Origin of the sequence: uncultured Oceanisphaera sp. (assembly GCF_947495715.1) — a bacterium.
Taxonomy (GTDB): domain Bacteria; phylum Pseudomonadota; class Gammaproteobacteria; order Enterobacterales; family Aeromonadaceae; genus Oceanimonas; species Oceanimonas sediminis.
In genome coordinates this window covers 26,715-43,224 of sequence record NZ_CANLZU010000020.1, presented here as the reverse complement: position 1 = coordinate 43,224, position 16,510 = coordinate 26,715, and the positions used below count along the sequence as shown (strand labels likewise).

At 58.0% G+C, this 16,510-nt stretch carries 17 protein-coding genes, 2 tRNA genes and 1 riboswitch; of the genes, 7 read left to right on the top strand and 12 right to left on the bottom strand.

From position 1 onward, the window contains the following. Positions 1–63: 63 nt before the first annotated feature. The 3 genes from Q0753_RS13355 (at position 64) to Q0753_RS13345 (ending at position 2,562) form a co-directional block, all read left to right on the top strand. A complete protein-coding gene (locus Q0753_RS13355) occupies positions 64–1,338 on the top strand; it encodes an FAD-binding oxidoreductase (RefSeq protein ID WP_298721970.1) in 1,275 nt (424 codons plus the stop codon). A gap of 495 nt (positions 1,339–1,833) precedes the next feature. Continuing rightward, on the top strand, positions 1,834–2,091 hold the full coding sequence (locus tag Q0753_RS13350) for a DUF1289 domain-containing protein (RefSeq protein ID WP_298721967.1): 258 nt from the start codon (positions 1,834–1,836) through the stop codon (positions 2,089–2,091). 204 nt (positions 2,092–2,295) lie between these two features. Continuing rightward, a complete protein-coding gene (locus tag Q0753_RS13345; protein ID WP_298721964.1) occupies positions 2,296–2,562 on the top strand; it encodes a PilZ domain-containing protein in 267 nt (88 codons plus the stop codon). Between the two features lie 137 nt (positions 2,563–2,699). On the opposite strand, the gene Q0753_RS13340 is transcribed toward Q0753_RS13345, so the two are convergent. The 10 genes from Q0753_RS13340 to Q0753_RS13295 form a co-directional block, all read right to left on the bottom strand. Then, entirely contained in the window at positions 2,700–3,542 is an 843-nt protein-coding gene (locus Q0753_RS13340; protein ID WP_298721961.1) for an alpha/beta fold hydrolase, read from the bottom strand. 15 nt (positions 3,543–3,557) lie between these two features. Then, positions 3,558–4,364, bottom strand: a complete 807-nt coding sequence (locus Q0753_RS13335) for a MetQ/NlpA family ABC transporter substrate-binding protein (RefSeq protein WP_298721958.1) — start codon at positions 4,362–4,364, stop codon at positions 3,558–3,560. A 407-nt stretch (positions 4,365–4,771) separates the two neighbouring features. Then, entirely contained in the window at positions 4,772–5,218 is a 447-nt protein-coding gene (gene moaE, locus Q0753_RS13330) for a molybdopterin synthase catalytic subunit MoaE (RefSeq protein ID WP_298721956.1), read from the bottom strand. 1 nt (position 5,219) lies between these two features. Then, positions 5,220–5,468 (bottom strand): molybdopterin synthase sulfur carrier subunit, encoded by a 249-nt coding sequence (gene moaD / locus Q0753_RS13325; RefSeq protein ID WP_298721953.1) that lies wholly within the window; start codon positions 5,466–5,468, stop codon positions 5,220–5,222. Next, on the bottom strand, positions 5,465–5,938 hold the full coding sequence (gene moaC, locus Q0753_RS13320; protein WP_298721950.1) for a cyclic pyranopterin monophosphate synthase MoaC: 474 nt from the start codon (positions 5,936–5,938) through the stop codon (positions 5,465–5,467). The genes moaD and moaC overlap by 4 nt, the downstream gene beginning before the upstream one ends. Beyond that, positions 5,935–6,450 carry a molybdenum cofactor biosynthesis protein B gene (moaB, locus tag Q0753_RS13315; protein WP_298721947.1) on the bottom strand — a complete coding sequence of 172 codons (516 nt, stop codon included), beginning with the start codon at positions 6,448–6,450 and terminating at the stop codon, positions 5,935–5,937. The genes moaC and moaB overlap by 4 nt, the downstream gene beginning before the upstream one ends. A gap of 129 nt (positions 6,451–6,579) precedes the next feature. Continuing rightward, positions 6,580–7,560, bottom strand: a complete 981-nt coding sequence (gene moaA, locus Q0753_RS13310; protein ID WP_298721944.1) for a GTP 3',8-cyclase MoaA — start codon at positions 7,558–7,560, stop codon at positions 6,580–6,582. Then, a riboswitch (molybdenum cofactor riboswitch) is annotated at positions 7,549–7,690 on the bottom strand. Its footprint overlaps the gene before it by 12 nt. Positions 7,691–8,071: 381 nt before the next feature. Continuing rightward, the gene (locus Q0753_RS13305; protein WP_298721941.1) at positions 8,072–8,446 is read right to left on the bottom strand and encodes an Hpt domain-containing protein; all 375 of its coding nucleotides are present in this window, start codon (positions 8,444–8,446) and stop codon (positions 8,072–8,074) included. Further along, the gene (locus Q0753_RS13300) at positions 8,446–9,819 is read right to left on the bottom strand and encodes a sigma-54 dependent transcriptional regulator (RefSeq protein ID WP_298721938.1); all 1,374 of its coding nucleotides are present in this window, start codon (positions 9,817–9,819) and stop codon (positions 8,446–8,448) included. The genes Q0753_RS13305 and Q0753_RS13300 overlap by 1 nt, the downstream gene beginning before the upstream one ends. 664 nt (positions 9,820–10,483) lie before the next feature. Further along, the gene (locus Q0753_RS13295) at positions 10,484–11,242 is read right to left on the bottom strand and encodes a Nif3-like dinuclear metal center hexameric protein (RefSeq protein ID WP_298721935.1); all 759 of its coding nucleotides are present in this window, start codon (positions 11,240–11,242) and stop codon (positions 10,484–10,486) included. 64 nt (positions 11,243–11,306) lie between these two features. Here Q0753_RS13295 and Q0753_RS13290 point away from each other — a divergent pair, with 64 nt between their 5' ends. Beyond that, entirely contained in the window at positions 11,307–12,134 is an 828-nt protein-coding gene (locus tag Q0753_RS13290; RefSeq protein WP_298721932.1) for a DUF1853 family protein, read from the top strand. Between the two features lie 8 nt (positions 12,135–12,142). Here the strand turns inward: Q0753_RS13290 and Q0753_RS13285 are convergent. Both Q0753_RS13285 and Q0753_RS13280 read right to left on the bottom strand, forming a co-directional pair. Beyond that, positions 12,143–12,216, bottom strand: a tRNA-Cys gene (locus Q0753_RS13285). Positions 12,217–12,227: 11 nt separating this feature from the next. Then, positions 12,228–12,303: transfer RNA gene (locus Q0753_RS13280), tRNA-Gly, on the bottom strand. Positions 12,304–12,649: 346 nt separating this feature from the next. On the opposite strand from Q0753_RS13280, the gene ggt reads away from it, so the two are divergent. The 3 genes from ggt (at position 12,650) to Q0753_RS13265 (ending at position 16,496) form a co-directional block, all read left to right on the top strand. Further along, complete coding sequence (ggt, locus tag Q0753_RS13275) at positions 12,650–14,416, top strand: gamma-glutamyltransferase (protein WP_298721929.1); 1,767 nt, start codon at positions 12,650–12,652, stop codon at positions 14,414–14,416. Between the two features lie 168 nt (positions 14,417–14,584). Then, positions 14,585–16,138: a PAS domain-containing methyl-accepting chemotaxis protein gene (locus Q0753_RS13270; protein ID WP_298721927.1), complete on the top strand. Its 1,554-nt coding sequence runs from the start codon at positions 14,585–14,587 to the stop codon at positions 16,136–16,138. Positions 16,139–16,142: 4 nt separating this feature from the next. Then, positions 16,143–16,496, top strand: a complete 354-nt coding sequence (locus Q0753_RS13265) for an MGMT family protein (RefSeq protein ID WP_298721924.1) — start codon at positions 16,143–16,145, stop codon at positions 16,494–16,496. Positions 16,497–16,510 lie beyond the last annotated feature (14 nt).

The window sequence follows — 16,510 nt, the reverse complement described above, 5'->3', positions numbered from 1 at the left end:
GCCCCTTTGGTGGGCAGACCCAGAATATTAAAGCAAAACAACAGAATGACTAATGGAGCTCCTATGCAGTCGCACGCCGATTCCTACTATGCCGCCTCCCTCAATCTGCCCCTGAGTTACCCGCCCCTGGAGCAAGACCTGGATGTGGACGTGTGCATCGTCGGTGCAGGCATCACCGGCGCCTCGGCGGCGCTGTCGCTGGCAGAAAAGGGCTACAAGGTGGCGGTGCTGGAAGCCCATAAGGTCGGCTGGGGCGCCTCCGGGCGCAGCGGTGGCCAGATGATTTTCGGCTACGCCTGCGATCAGTCCAGACTCACCAGCATGGTCGGCCAGGACGCCAGCCGGGCCCTGTGGAACATCTCGCTGGAAGCCATGACCCAGATGCGCCAGCGCATCAGGACTCATGGCATCGACTGCGCTCTGGCCGACGGCCACCTGCATGCGGCGGTCAAACCCCGCCACATGACCGAGCTGGAAGGCTGGGCCGATGATCTGCGTCGTCACTTCGGCTACGACAGCCTGCAACTGTGGAGCAAGGATCAGGTACAGGCAGAGCTGGCCACCGAGTCTTATCTCGGCGGTCTCTATGATCCCGACAGCGGCCATGTACATCCGCTCAACTACACCCTGGGGCTGGTGCAGGCGGCCCAGAAGGCCGGCGCACAGTTTTACGAGCAGACGGCCGTCACCCGCATCGAACAAGGCGCCACGCCCGTGGCCCACACCGCCCGGGGCCGGGTGCGCTGTCGTCATCTGTTGCTGTGCGGCAACGCCTATCTGGAAGGCATAGCCCCGGACATAGAGCGCAAGATCATGCCGGTGGGTACCTATATCACCGCCACCGAACCACTCGGTGCCGAGCGAGCTAAAGCGCTTATCAAAAACAACATGGCGGTGGCGGACATCAACTTCGTGCTCGACTACTTTCGCCTGAGTGCCGACACCCGGCTGCTGTTCGGCGGCCGGGTCAGCTATTCGCGGCTGGATCCGCTGAATCTGGCCGGCGCCATGGGCCAGCGACTGCGCCAGGTGTTCCCCCAGCTCAAGGACGTGAAACAGCAATACACCTGGGGCGGCTATGTGGGCATCACCATGAACCGGGCACCGCACTTCGGCCGCCTGAACGGCAACGTCTATTTTGCCCAGGGTTTTTCCGGCCACGGCATCGCCCTCACCGGCATGGCCGGCAGCCTGATGGCCGATGCTATCGCAGGCTCGACCGAGCGCTTCGACCTGTTCGGCAAGATTCCGCACCACGAGTTTCCCGGTGGCCGCTTATTACGCACACCGGCGCTGGTGCTGGCCATGGCCTGGTACCGGATGAGGGACTGGCTGTAGGCTTGCATTTCTGTACAAACGTCGAACAAAGGGCCCGCTCCACCGACTCGCTTCAGGCACATCCCTGTGACGCTCAGCACATGACATCCCTGTCATGTGACGGTCGCCGGAGCAGATCCCTTTGTCCTCCTTGATGTTTCGGCGTGGCCTGTTGGCGCCGTCTACAGGTGACTCGGAGTCCAGAAGAGGCAACAGAGAACGACTCCCACGACCGTGAAATGCCAAGGCCGGAAAATGCTCCTGCCGTTCCGGCATTCCCGCCCTCCATGGCGGTCAGATGGCATTTCCGAGCCCTCAGGGGGCGAGCTTGCCTCGCCGTGACGAACGGTTGCAGCCTGACCGAACATTCAGTGAATGTTCGCAGTAGGCTGCAACGGTGAGTGTCATTTATCAGTGGCGTGTCGAGGGAGCCGGCTCTGTTGCCTCTTTATGCGAAGAGCCGCTTGCCGAAGGCGGTGAAATATGCTCCATTTAGGGAGCATGGGGAGGAAACAAATGGAGCAACTGGAGTTTTTCGAGGTACCCAGTCCCTGTATCGGCGTCTGTCAGGTCAATAACAGAGGCTACTGCAAGGGCTGCTTTCGTAGCCGGGACGAACGCTTCAACTGGCTGCAGTTCAGCTCGGGACAAAAGCGCGAGGTTATTCGCCTGTGCCAGGATCGCAAGCGCCGGGTGCTGGCCGCCGCCCGCAAGAAACAGCTGGAACTGGAACTGGTCCAGCAAGACACTCCGCCTCAGGATTCGCTGCTTTAAGCCAGCCGTTCGCCGATCCACACGGCAGCCTCTTCCTCCAGACACAGATGATGACTGCCTTTTTCCACAGCATGAATATCTGTGTCTTTACAGATATTGCCCTCGATGCTTCAAGACCTGCCTATACTTGAGACCTGAAGGACCCGTCAGGCTCTTTTCATGCCGATGGAACCGCATTAAACACAGACATTGGGGGAACAGGCAATGGAAGACCGCCGCTATCACCCGCGCCGTAAAACGAACTGCAGTATATGCCTGAGTAACGAACACTTTGGGCCCATCAAAGGTAATATCAGAAACATGTCCGAAAGCGGTGTCCTGGTAGAAGTCGCCACTTCTTCGGATTTTTCACCCGGCATGTTGTTTGAAGCTAAAGTCCTGGACCCGGACTGGGATCAGACCCTGCCACCACTCATGATGAAAGTGGTACGGGTAGAGAGAGATGGCATTGCCCTGGAGTTTATCGTCTAGGTAATGCCGCGTAACTGATGTGGATTCTGGGGCTGGTTTGCCTTTATCGTCACCCTCGCGAAGGCGGAAATGTCGGCAGAACCACACCTGTGATGCAGCTCTGCTTAGGATCGGGGCGATGCCGCTAACTCGCTGCTTTAGGTCAGTCGCTCACCGATCCAATCGGCAATCTGTGCCGCCGCTTTTGCTTCCAGATGCATATGGTGGCCGCCGTCGAGTACTTTCAGCTCAAGATCCCGTACGAGTTCAGTCAATGGCTCAACGCCGTCCAGCTCGTCGCCCCGCTCCGCCATCATCAGCAGCACCGGCATGGTCAGACGCGTGAGAAAGGCGGCGATTTGCTGCTCGCACAGACGCACGACCGAAGGCTGCGACAGGGCAATATCGTGGCGCCAGTACCAGCCATCGGATCTTTGCTCCAGGCTCCGCTCCAGCAGCCAGGTTGCAGCCTCGCGGCTGACCGGGTAGCGGCCGCCCATGCGGGCCTGTACCGCCTGTTCAAATTGTTCATAAGGGCGCCAACCCCGGCGGCGTATGCGGTTGCCTTTTCGCAGGGCTGCCGCCATTTGCTCGGGCAGACTGTCAGCACGGTAATGGCGCGGGGCCAGGCCATCGAGCAGAAACAAGCGGCTGACCCGCTCGGGAAAACTGCCCGCCAGCAGCGTCGCAATGCTTGCCCCCATCGAATGTCCCAGCAGCGCCACCCGTTTCAATTTCAGTTCATCGAGCAAGGCCAGCACATCGGCCACGTTGTCCCAGATGTAATAGGGCTGGCCAGCGGCGCGGTGATCGGACAGGCCGTGCCCGGCCAGATCGAGGGCAATCAGCCGTAGCTGTGGTAAATATCGAGCCAGCAGGATAAAGCTGGCGGCATTGTCGAGCCAGCCGTGCAACGCCACCACCGGCACCCCTTGCGGGTCGCCCCACTCCATTACCGCCAGCCGACGACCCTGAACCTCAAACTGCCATGAACGATGCATCTGGTTTTTCAAGGCTTAGCGGCCCCAGCTCTCGGGGTATTTGTAACCCTCGAAACGCTTCACCGCATAGTCCTTGAAGGCCTCGGCGTTGTAGGCGTCGACCACATCCTGTACGAAGTCCTTGTCCTTGTCTTCGCTGCGCACCACCACCCAGTTGATGAAGTCGTAGCTGCGCTCGAGGAACAGGCCTTCGCCGAAGGCGATGCCGCTGGAAGCGGCGTAGTTACCGTTGATCACCGCGAAGTCCACGTCCTGCCGGGAACGCGGCAGTTGCGCCGCTTCCAGCGGGATCAGCTTGATACCCTTGGGATTGTCGGCCACATCGAATTCGCTGGCCCGCAACGGATCGATATCGTCGCGCAGGGTGATCCAGCCAAGATCCGCCAGCATCAGCAGGGCCCGGGCCTGATTGGTGGGATCGTTGGGAATGGCAACGGTACTGCCCTTTTTCACCTCGTCAAGCGCACCCTGCTTGCCGGAATACAGCCCCATGGGACCCGTAGGTACCTGGGTCACCGGACTCAGCTCCAGACCCCGGTCTTTACTGAAGGTCTCGAGATAGGGCTGGTGCTGAAAGCAGTTGACGTCCAGCGCCCCTTCCGCCAGCGCCAGGTTGGGCATCACGTAATCGGTAAACTCGACCAACTTGACCCGGTAACCCTGGGCTTCCAGCTGGGGTTTGATCGACTCGGTGACCATGTTGGCGAAGTCGCCCACCGTGGTGCCGATGACGATTTCTTTTTTATCCGCATCGACGGCCAGTACCGGAAAAGTACCGAAGGCCAGGGCCAGCAGGGGCAACTTGAGCAGGGTACGACGCATGACAACTCCTTGAGAACGGCAGCAACAGCCAACAGGCTTTTGAACGTTTGGACATTTAGATGGCTATACTAGCAAGGAGGCCGTTTGACGCCAAGAAGAAAAGGAAAGGTCAGTGCCAACAGGCGGCTCTGCTGCATCTGGAGGACAAAGGGATCTGCTCCACCGACCATCAGATGCCACGGCCGAAAAATGCTCCTGCCGTTTCGGCATTCCCGCCATCCCTGGCGGTCAGATGGCATTTCCGAGCTTACATGGGGCGAGCTTGTCTCGCCGGGACGAATCGTTTCTGACTGACCGAACATCCAGTGAATGTTCGCAGCAGGCTGAAACAATGAGTGTCATTCCCCGTAGCGTGTCGGCAGAGCGGGCCCTTTGTCCGACAGCGGATGGAACGAATATACGTCAGATCACTCGTGCCATTTTTCCGCCGCCTGGGTGTCGCTGTCTTTCGCTTCAACCCAGCGTTCGCCATCGTCGGTTTGTTCTTTCTTCCAGAACGGCGCCCGGGTCTTGAGGTAGTCCATGATGAAATGACAGGCCTCGAATGCCGCCTCTCTGTGCTGGCTGGCCACCCCGACAAACACGATTTGATCGCCCAGCGCCAGCGGCCCGACTCTGTGGATCACCCGGCATTCCAGCAACGGCCAGCGGATGTGGGCCTGATCCACTATCTGTTGCAGCGCGTGCTCGGTCATACCCGGATAGTGTTCCAGAGTCATGCCGCTGACCGCCGCGCCCTGGTTCATCTCCCGCACCTTGCCGATAAAGGTGACCACGGCACCGGTCTGATGTGACTGGCTGAGCGCGGCGTATTCGTCGCCCAGGCTGAAGTCGGCAGTTTGTACCCGAATCATCTCAACCTCCGGTAACCGGTGGGAAGAAGGCCACTTCATCCCCCGACTTCACCGGGGTGTCGAGCGGCACTATGGTGTGATTGACCGCCGCCAGCAACTTGTCGTTGGCCAGCGCCAGCGCCCACTTGTCGCCCCGGGTCACCAATGCCTGGCGCAGCGACTCCACGTTGGCGTAGTCCTCCGTCAGGTTCAGTTCATCCTGCCCGACCAGTTCGCGTACCTGAGCGAAAAATACCACCTTGATGGTCATGCCGTGAAATCCCCCGATTTGCCGCCGCGTTTTTCCAGCAGGCGAACGCCTTCGATGCGCATGTCTTTCTGCACCGCCTTGCACATATCATAGATGGTCAGCGCCGCCACCGAGGCGGCGGTGAGCGCTTCCATTTCCACCCCGGTCTGGCCGGATAATTTGCAGTAACTGCTGATCTGCACCCCGCCCCGCTCGGCGTCGGCGGTCAGTTGCACTTCCACCTTCGACAGCGCCAGCGGATGGCACAGCGGGATCAGATCGGCGGTTTTCTTGGCGGCCATGATGCCGGCGATGCGGGCGGTGGCGAACACATCCCCTTTGTGGTGCCGGCCACTCAGGATCAGTTGCAGGGTCTCGTCGGCCATCAGCACCCAGGCCTCGGCCCGGGCTTCGCGTACCGTCACCGCCTTGTCGCTGACATCGACCATGTTGGCCTCGCCCGAGGCATTGATGTGGGTCAGCTCGCTCATGCGCTCACCAGATGCTGCACGAAGTTGCAAGGCTTGTGACTGGCATCGAGCTGCTCGGCCAGAATGCCGCTCCAGCCGGTACGGCAGGCACCGGTAGAGCCCGGCAGGCAGAACACGGCGGTGCGATTGGCCAGGCCACCGAGGGCACGGCTCTGTACCGTAGAGGTACCCAGTTCCTGATAGGTAATGTGGCGGAACAGCTCGCCGAAGCCGTCAATCTGGGTGTCGAGCAGTGGCATGACCGCCTCGGGGGTGGTATCGCGGCCGGTAAAGCCGGTGCCGCCGGTAATGATCACTACCTGCACCTCGGTGCCGGCGATCCAGCGGGCAACCAGGGCGCGAATATCGTATTTATCGTCCTTGAGAATGACTTTTTCTGCCAGCCGGTGGCCGGCCCCGGTCAGCGCCTCGACCAGATAACGGCCCGAGCTGTCGGTGTCTTCGTTACGGGTATCGGAAACAGTCAGTACCGCTATGTTCAGCGGCACAAAGGCAGTATTGGCATGGCTCATAGAATCCTCTCGGGATGTTGATGCAAAGCGTGTAGATAACAATATTTTCGCACAGGGATACATGGGATCAACGAACGCCCTCTCAAAAACCAAACCGGCAGGGACCCTTTTTTGGGGCCCTGTTCTGGTTTAGCCGCCGATGGAGGCGAGGTTGGGCGTCATGCCGGTATGGCCTTCGTGCAGAAAGTGGGTGGCTTTTTTATCGGCCAGGGCATCGCGCAGTCGCCGCTGCAGGGCGGCATGCTGATTATCCTCGGCCAGCAGATCGCGCAAGTCCACACCATAGTCACCAAACAGGCACAGGTGCAGTTTGCCCAGCGACGACACCCGTAGCCGGTTGCAACTGGCACAGAAGTCCTTGGCATAGGGCATGATCAGGCCGATTTCACCCATATAATCCGGATGCCAGAAGACCTCGGCCGGGCCGTCGTTATGGGCGCGCAGCTTCTGCTGCCAGCCCTGCTGCAGCAACTGTTGCTTGATAAGCTGACCACGCACATGGTGCCGGTTGAACAGCTCGTCCATTTCGCCGGTCTGCATCAGCTCGATAAAGCGCAGCTGAATGGGGTTGTGCTTGATCCAGGCCAGAAAGCGGTCGAGATCACCGTCGTTGAGACCCCGCATCAGCACCGCATTGACCTTGATTTGCTCGAAACCGGCGTCAAAGGCGGCATCGATGCCTGCCATCACTTCATGAAAGCGATTCTGGCCGGTGATCTGGTGAAACATGCGCGGGTCCAGGCTGTCGACGCTGACGTTGATGGCCGTCAGGCCGGCACGACGCCAGTCAGCGGCGTGCTTGGCCATGCGATAGCCATTGGTGGTCATGGCCACCTTTTGAATGCCGGGCGTTGCCGCCACGGTTTCGATGATGTCGGTAAAATCCTTGCGCAGCGAGGGCTCTCCGCCGGTAATGCGCACCTTGCTGGTGCCCATGGCGGCGAAAGCCCGGGTCAGACGACGGATTTCATCCAGGGTGAGGAATGTCTTGCGACCATCGGGGCGATAGCCGTCCGGCAGACAGTAATTGCACTTGAAGTTGCAGACGTCGGTCACCGACAGCCGCAGATACTGGAACTTGCGCGCAAACGCATCCTGTAGTTCAAACATAAAACACCTTTCCAAATACGGGAGGCAGGGACATTTCTCTCCCAACCCTGACAGCCATTGGCTGAACGGTCTGGCCACCCTATTGACCTTGGCCAACGTAGGTGTACCCGACTCGGAGTTTTTGACATATTTCGATTATATACTCCCACCTTAGGTAAAAGCATAGCTTCAGATCAAGGAAAATATGGATGCGTGCCCAATTCTCTGGATGAGTTCACAGCTTCAGTGTGAGGCGTGAGGCGTGAGGCGTGAGGCGTGAGGCGTGAGGCGTGAGGCGTGAGGCGTGAGGCGTGAGATTATCATATTGAGAATATTGCCATTGCAAAAAGAATATTTATTGCAATATGACCAGTTTATATTTTGACCGAAAAGATGAAAAACCCCGTCATGACTGCATTTGAAAAGTTGGCACGATTATTTCATATATGTATGCAGTTGTTTTTATCCCGTGCTCTCTTCAGCTCTAGCTGAAGTTCGGCCAACCCTTTGGGTTGGCCATTTTTTTTGCCTGTTATTCGGCGTGCTGCCGGGTTTCAAGTTGCTGCAGGGTTTCTGCCAGCGCTTGCTGCCATGCCCGCATCCGGCTTTCCACCTGTTCCTCATCCTGCTCATGACAGGATTGTTCCAGCTTTTCGCTCAGGTACTGACAGCGCAGGGCGCCGTAACTGCCACAGGCCGATTTCAGGCTATGGCAGCAGCGGGCCATCAAGGCATGATCCCGCTCGGCAAAGGCCCCTTGCAGGGCCTCCCCCTGCTGTCTGCTATCTTCGACAAAGAGCCGCAGCAACCGAGTCAGCACCTCGGCTCCCAGCTCTTGTTCCATCCGTTGCAACTGATGTTGATCAAGCAAGGGAAGTCGTGCCTGCAGACGTTGCCAGTCAGCCATCAGTTATTATCCCAACTCTGCAGTTTACGATAAATGGTGGAAGGGCTGACTTCCAGCATGGCCGCGGCCCGGGAAACATTGCCCTGGCAATGACTGATGGCCCTTTCTATCGCCTGGCGCTCGATCACCGACAAAGGCACTATGGGCGCAGGCATGGCATCGGTCACCGGCTGTGCCGTTGAATTGGCCGTCTGCGGGGTATCCAGCGGCGCCGGCAGCATGTCCTGCTCTATCCACTCACCCTGATGCAGCACCACCGCATTACGAATCACGTTTTGCAGTTGACGCACGTTACCCGGCCAGTGGTAGCCCTGCAGTCGGTCTTTGGTGGCCTCGGACAGGCCGACGAACGACTTGTTTTCTTCTCGCGACGCCTGACGCACCAGGGCGTTGGCGATGCTGATCACATCACCTCCCCGCTCCCGCAGCGGCGGCAGATGAATGGGGATCACATGCAGGCGATAATACAAATCTTCCCGAAAACGCCCTTGCTCCACCTCGACCAGAGGATCCCGGTTGGTGGCGCAGACGATGCGCACATCAACCTTTATCTGCTGGGAGCTGCCCACCGGTTGTATCTGACCGGTCTGCAAAAAGCGCAGCAGCTTGCTCTGCAGCTCCAGATCCATTTCACAGATTTCATCCATGAACAGGGTACCGCCATCGGCTCGGATCACGGCGCCGTCCCGATCCTGCAGGGCGCCGGTAAAAGCGCCCTTGATATGGCCGAACAACTCGCTTTCCATCAAATCCTTGGGAATGGCGGCACAGTTCAGGGCGATAAAGGGCCCTTCGCGGCGGCCACTGAGCTGATGCAGCGCTTCGGCGCACACTTCCTTACCGGTACCACTTTCACCGGTCACAAACACCGTGGCGGTACTGGGCGCGGCATTCTCAATCAGGCGAAACACCTTCTGCATCGGCAGGCTGGCGCCGATAAAGCCCTGAAAGGGCTCTCGCTCGATTTCGTGGCGATAGCGGTCCACCAACTGGTTGAGATGGCGGAACTTCATGGTGTTATGCAGGGTCACCTTGAGGCGCTCGGCTTCCACCGGTTTATTGATGAAATCATGCGCTCCCAGGCGCATGGCATCCACCGCCACGTCCACCGAGCCATGGGCCGTCATCACTATGGTGGTCACATTCGGCTGCTCCCGGTGTAGCCACTTCAGGATCTCCATGCCGGGCATGTCGGGCAAGATCAAGTCAAGCAACAGAATATCTGGTGGTTGTCGCCGAATATGTTCCAGCGCCTGCTGACCATTGCTGACCACCGTCAGCGACAGTGGCTCATCCTGCAAATAGGCCTGATACAGCGCCGCCAGCGATGCCGTATCCTCTACCAACAAGACACTCAGTCTCTCATCTACCATCTTTTATCTCTCACCCTTAACCGTCTGGTTCATCTTCTCTGCGAAAAATTTTCTACGAAAATATTGTCTACAAAAAAACACTTGCAGTGAATTAACTTCATGTTAACATCAGATCAACACTGCTTGCGACTCATTTGTAACTCATTTCGTGGCTATTGTATTGACTGCCACTTCATTGTTTCTCATTGCCAGCGTTAGTAACGACAACCGTTTTAAGCCTGTGTGGCTGCTGCGAAACCAGGGTATTCATGTACCCTGGTCTTTTTTTATGCCTGGCTTTTACAATTCCGGCAAAATGGACTTATACCAATCTGGAAAACTAACTGGTCTATTTAGATGCCCTGTAAGGGTCGAACGAAGAGTCACTCCACCGACACGCTGAACCGCATCCCTGCGACGCTCAGCACATGACGTCCTGTCATGTGATGGTCGCTGGAGTAGAACCCTTCATCCGCCCCTCTGCTGCGGCGTCTCCTGTGGGAGCGCCCTGCAGACAACCCGGTGTTTAAGGAGAGGAAACAGAGATCGGCTCCCGCGACCGTGAAATGCCAAGGATGGCATTTCCCGAGCCCCCATGGATGGGTTTATGGCGTGTCGCGGGAGGTGACTCTGTTGCCTCTCGTGTCCAGTTCTAAAATAGATCATATTTTTACTTAGATTGGTATTAAGCCGGATTGTCGAGATCCTTGAAACTGACCTCTAGCCCCTGCTCGCGTGCCAGCCATTCACCCAGCGCCTTGATACCATAGCGTTCGGTCGCATGATGCCCGGCCGCAAAAAAGTGTATACCCCGCTCTCGCGCCACATGCACGGTTTGCTCCGACACTTCACCCGTGATGAAGGCATCCATGCCCTGGTCGGCCGCCAGATCGATATAACCCTGACCGCCGCCGGTACACCAGCCCACCCGGCGAATAAGCGCCGGTCCCTGCTCACCAACATGCAACACCGACCGGCCCAGTTGCTGTTGCAGCCGAGCACACAAGTCGGCGCCACCGAGCGGGGTATCAAGCGTCCCCCGCATCGATACCGACAGCGCATTGTCCGGCTCCAGTGGCCCGTCGATGCCAATCCCCAGCAAGGCGGCCAATTGGGCGTTATTGCCAAGCTCGGGGGCGATGTCCAGCGGCAGGTGATAAGCATAAAGATTGATGTCATGACTCAGCAGGGCCTTGAGTCGCTTGCGCTTGATACCCCGCACCCGCTCATCTTCTCCTTTCCAGAAGTAACCATGATGTACCAGCAGGGCATCTGCGCCCACCTCGACGGCATGATCTATCAGCGCCTGACTGGCGGTAACGCCGGTCACCAGCTGCTTCACCTCGGTTTTGCCTTCCACTTGCAGGCCATTCGGACAATAATCCTTGATGGCTGCTACATTGAGCTGCCTGTTCAGCAGCCGTTCGAGTTCCAGATTGTTCATGCTGACTCCATGGCGTGATTTCGGTCCATTGTAAAACAAAAAGCAAAACAAAAGGTTCCCTTAGATGAGCGATTCACTGCGCCTTTTATTAACGCGGCTGTCCGATCCTGTGGTGCGGGATCTGGCCTGGGCCCTGGCCAGCCCCAACCTGCTGCAAAGCTCGCCGCAGACACCCGATCATGGCTGGTATCGACAATTGCTCACCGAGTACCAACCGCGGCTGTATGAACTGGATGCCGCCCCGGGAGTACTGCACGCCCATTGCCGCCCTCATCGCCGCCTGGGACTGTATTTCGAAGCACTTTGGCACTTTTTTCTGCTCGACCATTCCCGCTTTCAACTGCTGGCCCACAACTGGCAGCAGGTGATCGAGGGCACCACCCTGGGCGCCTTCGATTTTATCGTGTGGGATCAACAGTCACAGCGCATCGAACACTGGGAGCTGGCGGTCAAATTCTACCTGATAAGCAATCCAGATGAAGCCTACGAGCAAGCCTGCGGCATAAATACACGCGACAAGTTACGACACAAGGTCGAGTACATGCTCAATCATCAGCTCAGACTCAGTCAACATCCGCAGATCCGTGAACGCCTGCAGCAGCAGCAGCTGATGCCACAATGCACCCGGATGATCATGAAGGGACGACTCTATTATCCGCCCTCCTGCCAGCAGTTTTTGTCCGATCAGGGCGAACGAGGACAGTGGGGAGTCGAATATCCGGACGCATCTTTTGAGCCGCAGCAAAAACTGGGCTGGCTGACCGGTGGACGACGCAGCGAATATCAGGACAGAAGGCAGAATTTTCAGAACAAAGAAGGAAACTGGTATATCAAGGTAGATTCTGAATGGATTAACGAGAAGAAAGAAAAGAAGGAGAAGAACGAGACATAGGAAGATGATGGAGGCGCGTTCCGGAGTCGAACCGGACTGAACGGATTTGCAATCCGCTGCATAACCGCTTTGCTAACGCGCCTTTGCAGAATTTGGAGCGGGAAACGAGATTCGAACTCGCGACCCCAACCTTGGCAAGGTTGTGCTCTACCAGCTGAGCTATTCCCGCTTAAATTTCTTAACTTGCAATTACACTGGGTTTTACTGCGGTAATCCTGTGAAGCCGTGCAAGGTGCCGCGAGCGACCCTCTTTCAACTTCAGCAAGGTTGTGTTCTACCAACCGAGCTATTCCCGCTTAAACTTCTTTAATTACTGATGTATCGAGTGGCAGTTGCTGCCGTCCGATGGCTGCGCATTATAGGCAGGCGGTTGAACAATACAAGACTTTTTTATGCCCCTTGGTTTATTAGCTTTAATTTTCAGCACCTTGTGTGTTTTTTAACAAACTGCTCCCTTGGCCACGCCATCAGAACTGGCTAAGCTTGCAGACACCCTGTTGTACGGAGTCTATTCCATGCGTCTGTTGTTACTATCGGTTATTCTGCTGGCTCCCCTTTCCCATGCCTGGGCCGACACTGTCACCACTATGCCCATGCCCACACCGGTCGATACGCCGGCGCCGGAAGCCGCTACCGGCTGGCACAACAAGCCGCTGGTCACCGCCCAAAAAGCCATGGTGGTGACGGCCAACCCCTATGCCAGCCGGGCGGCACAACAGATGTTGCAACAAGGCGGCAGTGCGGTCGATGCCATGATCGCGGCCCAGGCAGTACTGACGCTGGTCGAGCCTCAGTCTTCAGGTATCGGCGGCGGTGCCTTTCTGGTGTACTGGCAACAGCAACAGGCCAGGTTGACCACACTGGACGGGCGGGAAACCGCCCCCATGACAGCGCCGGAGGATCTGTTTCTCGATGACGAAGGCCAGCCGCAGGCCTTCTTCGACGCCGTGGTCGGCGGGCAATCGGTCGGTACTCCCGGCACCGTCATGCTGATGTGGCAGGCACACCAACGCTTTGGCACCCTGACCTGGCGCGAGCTGTTCAAACCCGCCATCGAGCTGGCATTAAACGGCTTTACCGTATCACCACGCCTGGCGCGACTGATAGCACAGGATCAGGAATATCTGTCGCGAGACGCCGAAAGTCGTCATTACTTCTTCGATGATAAGGGCCGGCCACTACAGGCCGGCAGCACCAGAACCAATTCTCTGCTGGCCGCAGCGCTAAGCCGGATCAGCATTGAAGGTCCCTCGGCGTTTTATCGGGGCCAGCTCGCCACCGCCATGGTCAACAAGGTACGTCAGGCCAGCCCCGCCGGCCATTTAAGCCTGACCGATCTGGCCGATTACCGGGTCAAGGAGCGCGCACCGCTCTGTGCCCCTTATCGTCAATACCGGATTTGCGGTATGGGGCCGCCCAGCTCCGGCGCCCTGGCCCTGGGGCAGATTCTCGGCATCCTGTCTCATGTCGATCTGACCACCACCGGCCCCAATGCCCCCGTCAGCTGGCGGTGGATTGCCGATGCCTCGCGCCTGGCCTTTGCCGATCGTAACCTTTATGCCGCCGACAGCGACTTTGTCTCGGTGCCGGTGGCCGAACTGCTCGATCCTGACTATCTGGCCGGTCGGGCCAAACTGGTCACCAGCGGCGCCGTCGCCCTGCCGCAGGTGAGCCCCGGCATTCCGGTGCCCGCACTCGGCCGTCGTGCGCCCGACCGCTCTCCCGAGTTCCCGTCTACCACCCATATCAGCATTGTCGATGCCAAGGGTAATGCCCTGTCGATGACTTCCACCATCGAAAACGGCTTCGGCTCTCGCCTGATGGTGCAGGGTTTTTTACTCAATAACGAGTTGACCGACTTTTCCTTCAGTCCGAGCCGAAATGGCATACCGGTGGCCAACCGACTGCAGCCGGGCAAGCGCCCGCGTTCCTCCATGGCGCCCACCATAGTACTGCATCAGAACCAGCCGCTGCTGGTTATTGGCTCCCCCGGTGGCAGCGGTATCATCGGTTATGTGCTGCACAGCCTGATCAATGTGCTCGACTGGGGCATGACCCTGCAGGAAGCAGTGCATCAACCTCATGTGCTGCATCGTGGCGGCGTATTGGAAATGGAGCCGGCGGGACGAAACCTGCCACTACAAGCGGCCATGGCCCAGCTGGGCTTTGACACCCGACTGACCGAGCTCAATTCAGGCCTGCATGGCATCATGTTGCACAAAGATCACCTCAGTGCCGCTGCCGACCCCCGGCGAGAAGGCCTGGCGCTGGCTGCGGACTGAAATGCCGTAGACCGCCAAAAGACCTTGGATAATAGAGAGGTAGCGCATGAATTTTATCGCGAACCCTCGTATATTGGCAGTTCTGACAGACTCGGCTCAAGTTTGAGCCCGGAAAGCCGATAGCCACGGCACGAGTCACCGCCACCCGATAACAAAAACCGGATACCGATGAACACAAGCAACCAGCACGTTATTGACGAGGAAGTCACCTACAGCAGCCAGGAACAACTGGTTTCTACCACGGATCTGCGCGGCGTTATTACCTATGCCAACGAGGTATTCTGTCGTGTCGCCGGCTATCAGCCAGAAGAGCTTATTGGCAAAAACCATAATATTGTGCGTCACCCGGACATGCCCAAGGCCGCCTTTCAGGACTTGTGGGAACATGCCAAGGCTGGCCAGGCCTGGCGCGGTGCGGTAAAAAACCGTTGTAAGGACGGCCGTTATTACTGGGTTGATGCCTATGTCACCCCTATCTACCAGCAGGGAAAAATAATCGGTTATCAGTCGGTGCGTACCCAGCTCGACGATCGCACCCGTGACCGGGCCGCGCAGGCCTATCGTCAATTACTGAAGCAGGAACAGAATAACGGCGGCGTTCGCCTCTCACTGAAACGGATCACGCCCTGGTTACCGGCCGGCGGCCTGGCGGCACTGCTGGCCGGCTCCTTTGCCTATGGCGGTAGCAGCCAGCTGATCTGGAGCCTGCTGCCGGTCGCCTGGCTTGCGCTAAGCTATCGCAAATCACTGTTTGGCACCCAGCATTACTTGCAGGGACTGGGCCGCGAATACGACAGTATTTCCCGACTGGTCTATTCCGGCGATGAGCCCCACTCCATCGCCGACTACCATCTGAAAATGTGGCAGGCCCGTACCCGTACCATACTCGGGCGGGTTGATGACGCCACCGACTCGCTGAAAGGGCTGGCCAGTTCCATGATGCAGGCCATGACCGGCGCTCGCACCGATCTGAGCCAGCAGGACAGCGATACCCATCAAATCGCCGCCGCCATCGATGAAATGTCGGCCACCGCCAATGAAATCACCCGCAATACCCAGCTGGCGGCCGCCAATGCAGAAGAAGCCCAGCACCAGTGCCACCTGACCCAGGGGCAACTGGAGCAGACCAAACAGAAAATTATCGATCTGGCTCGGGAGGCGGAACAAGCCGCCGAGGCGACCTTTGCTCTGACCCAGGAGTCGGAGCGTATCGGTACCCTGATGAGTGAAATTCAGGGTATTGCCGACCAGACCAACCTGCTGGCGCTGAATGCCGCTATCGAAGCCGCCCGCGCCGGCGAGCATGGTCGCGGTTTTGCGGTAGTGGCAGAAGAAGTACGCGCCCTGTCTACCCGTACCCACGGCGCGACCGAACAGATTCAGACCAGCATCAATCAAATCCAGCAAACCCTGGCCCGGTGGCGCTCCATGATGGACACCAACATGGAACACAGTCAGGAATGCGTGAATGCGGCCGCAACCGGCAGTGCCAGCCTGGCACGAGTCGTCACCGAAATTGACAACATCGTCGGCATTACCATACAAATTTCCACCTCCGCCGAACAACAACAGCTGGTGGCAGAAGAGATCAGCCACAATGTCCATCAAATTTCCGAAACGTCCTCGACCAATTTGCACAAAATCGCTCATGTGGAAGACGCCAGCAAACAGCTGCTGGACCGCTCTCAGGGACTCAACGATCTGACCCGGACTTTTTCCTGAGACTGTGCCTCGCAGTAGTAACCGTCCCGCTCACAGCCACAAGGTGCTGACCCTGCTTGCCCTGGTTCCCCCGGGGCAGGTGGTCAGTTACGGGCAACTGGCGGATCTGGCCGGCCTGCCGGGAAGAGCGCGGCTGGTCGGGCGTATTCTGCGTACCGAAGATACCGCTATGCTGCCCTGGCACCGGGTGCTGGCCGCAAACGGCCGCATCAGTCTGCCCAAAGGCAGTGATGGCTGGCATGAGCAACGGCAACGGTTACAGGCAGAGGGGATATTACTGAAAGGGGACAGGGTGTCGATGGCGCAATACAGATGGCGGCCGGATCTGGCCGCTATTCTGATGTTGATGGATCAGTAAGTTAATGGTCTTGA

What these genes read in the sequence shown, in the direction of transcription:
- Q0753_RS13355 (WP_298721970.1), top strand. Translation starts at nt 64, where the DNA reads ATGCAGTCGCACGCCGATTCCTACTATGCCGCCTCCCTCAATCTGCCC.
- Q0753_RS13350 (WP_298721967.1), top strand. Translation starts at nt 1,834, where the DNA reads ATGGAGCAACTGGAGTTTTTCGAGGTACCCAGTCCCTGTATCGGCGTC.
- Q0753_RS13345 (WP_298721964.1), top strand. Translation starts at nt 2,296, where the DNA reads ATGGAAGACCGCCGCTATCACCCGCGCCGTAAAACGAACTGCAGTATA.
- Q0753_RS13340 (WP_298721961.1), bottom strand. Translation starts at nt 3,542, where the DNA reads ATGCATCGTTCATGGCAGTTTGAGGTTCAGGGTCGTCGGCTGGCGGTA.
- Q0753_RS13335 (WP_298721958.1), bottom strand. Translation starts at nt 4,364, where the DNA reads ATGCGTCGTACCCTGCTCAAGTTGCCCCTGCTGGCCCTGGCCTTCGGT.
- moaE (WP_298721956.1), bottom strand. Translation starts at nt 5,218, where the DNA reads ATGATTCGGGTACAAACTGCCGACTTCAGCCTGGGCGACGAATACGCC.
- moaD (WP_298721953.1), bottom strand. Translation starts at nt 5,468, where the DNA reads ATGACCATCAAGGTGGTATTTTTCGCTCAGGTACGCGAACTGGTCGGG.
- moaC (WP_298721950.1), bottom strand. Translation starts at nt 5,938, where the DNA reads ATGAGCGAGCTGACCCACATCAATGCCTCGGGCGAGGCCAACATGGTC.
- moaB (WP_298721947.1), bottom strand. Translation starts at nt 6,450, where the DNA reads ATGAGCCATGCCAATACTGCCTTTGTGCCGCTGAACATAGCGGTACTG.
- moaA (WP_298721944.1), bottom strand. Translation starts at nt 7,560, where the DNA reads ATGTTTGAACTACAGGATGCGTTTGCGCGCAAGTTCCAGTATCTGCGG.
- Q0753_RS13305 (WP_298721941.1), bottom strand. Translation starts at nt 8,446, where the DNA reads ATGGCTGACTGGCAACGTCTGCAGGCACGACTTCCCTTGCTTGATCAA.
- Q0753_RS13300 (WP_298721938.1), bottom strand. Translation starts at nt 9,819, where the DNA reads ATGGTAGATGAGAGACTGAGTGTCTTGTTGGTAGAGGATACGGCATCG.
- Q0753_RS13295 (WP_298721935.1), bottom strand. Translation starts at nt 11,242, where the DNA reads ATGAACAATCTGGAACTCGAACGGCTGCTGAACAGGCAGCTCAATGTA.
- Q0753_RS13290 (WP_298721932.1), top strand. Translation starts at nt 11,307, where the DNA reads ATGAGCGATTCACTGCGCCTTTTATTAACGCGGCTGTCCGATCCTGTG.
- ggt (WP_298721929.1), top strand. Translation starts at nt 12,650, where the DNA reads ATGCGTCTGTTGTTACTATCGGTTATTCTGCTGGCTCCCCTTTCCCAT.
- Q0753_RS13270 (WP_298721927.1), top strand. Translation starts at nt 14,585, where the DNA reads ATGAACACAAGCAACCAGCACGTTATTGACGAGGAAGTCACCTACAGC.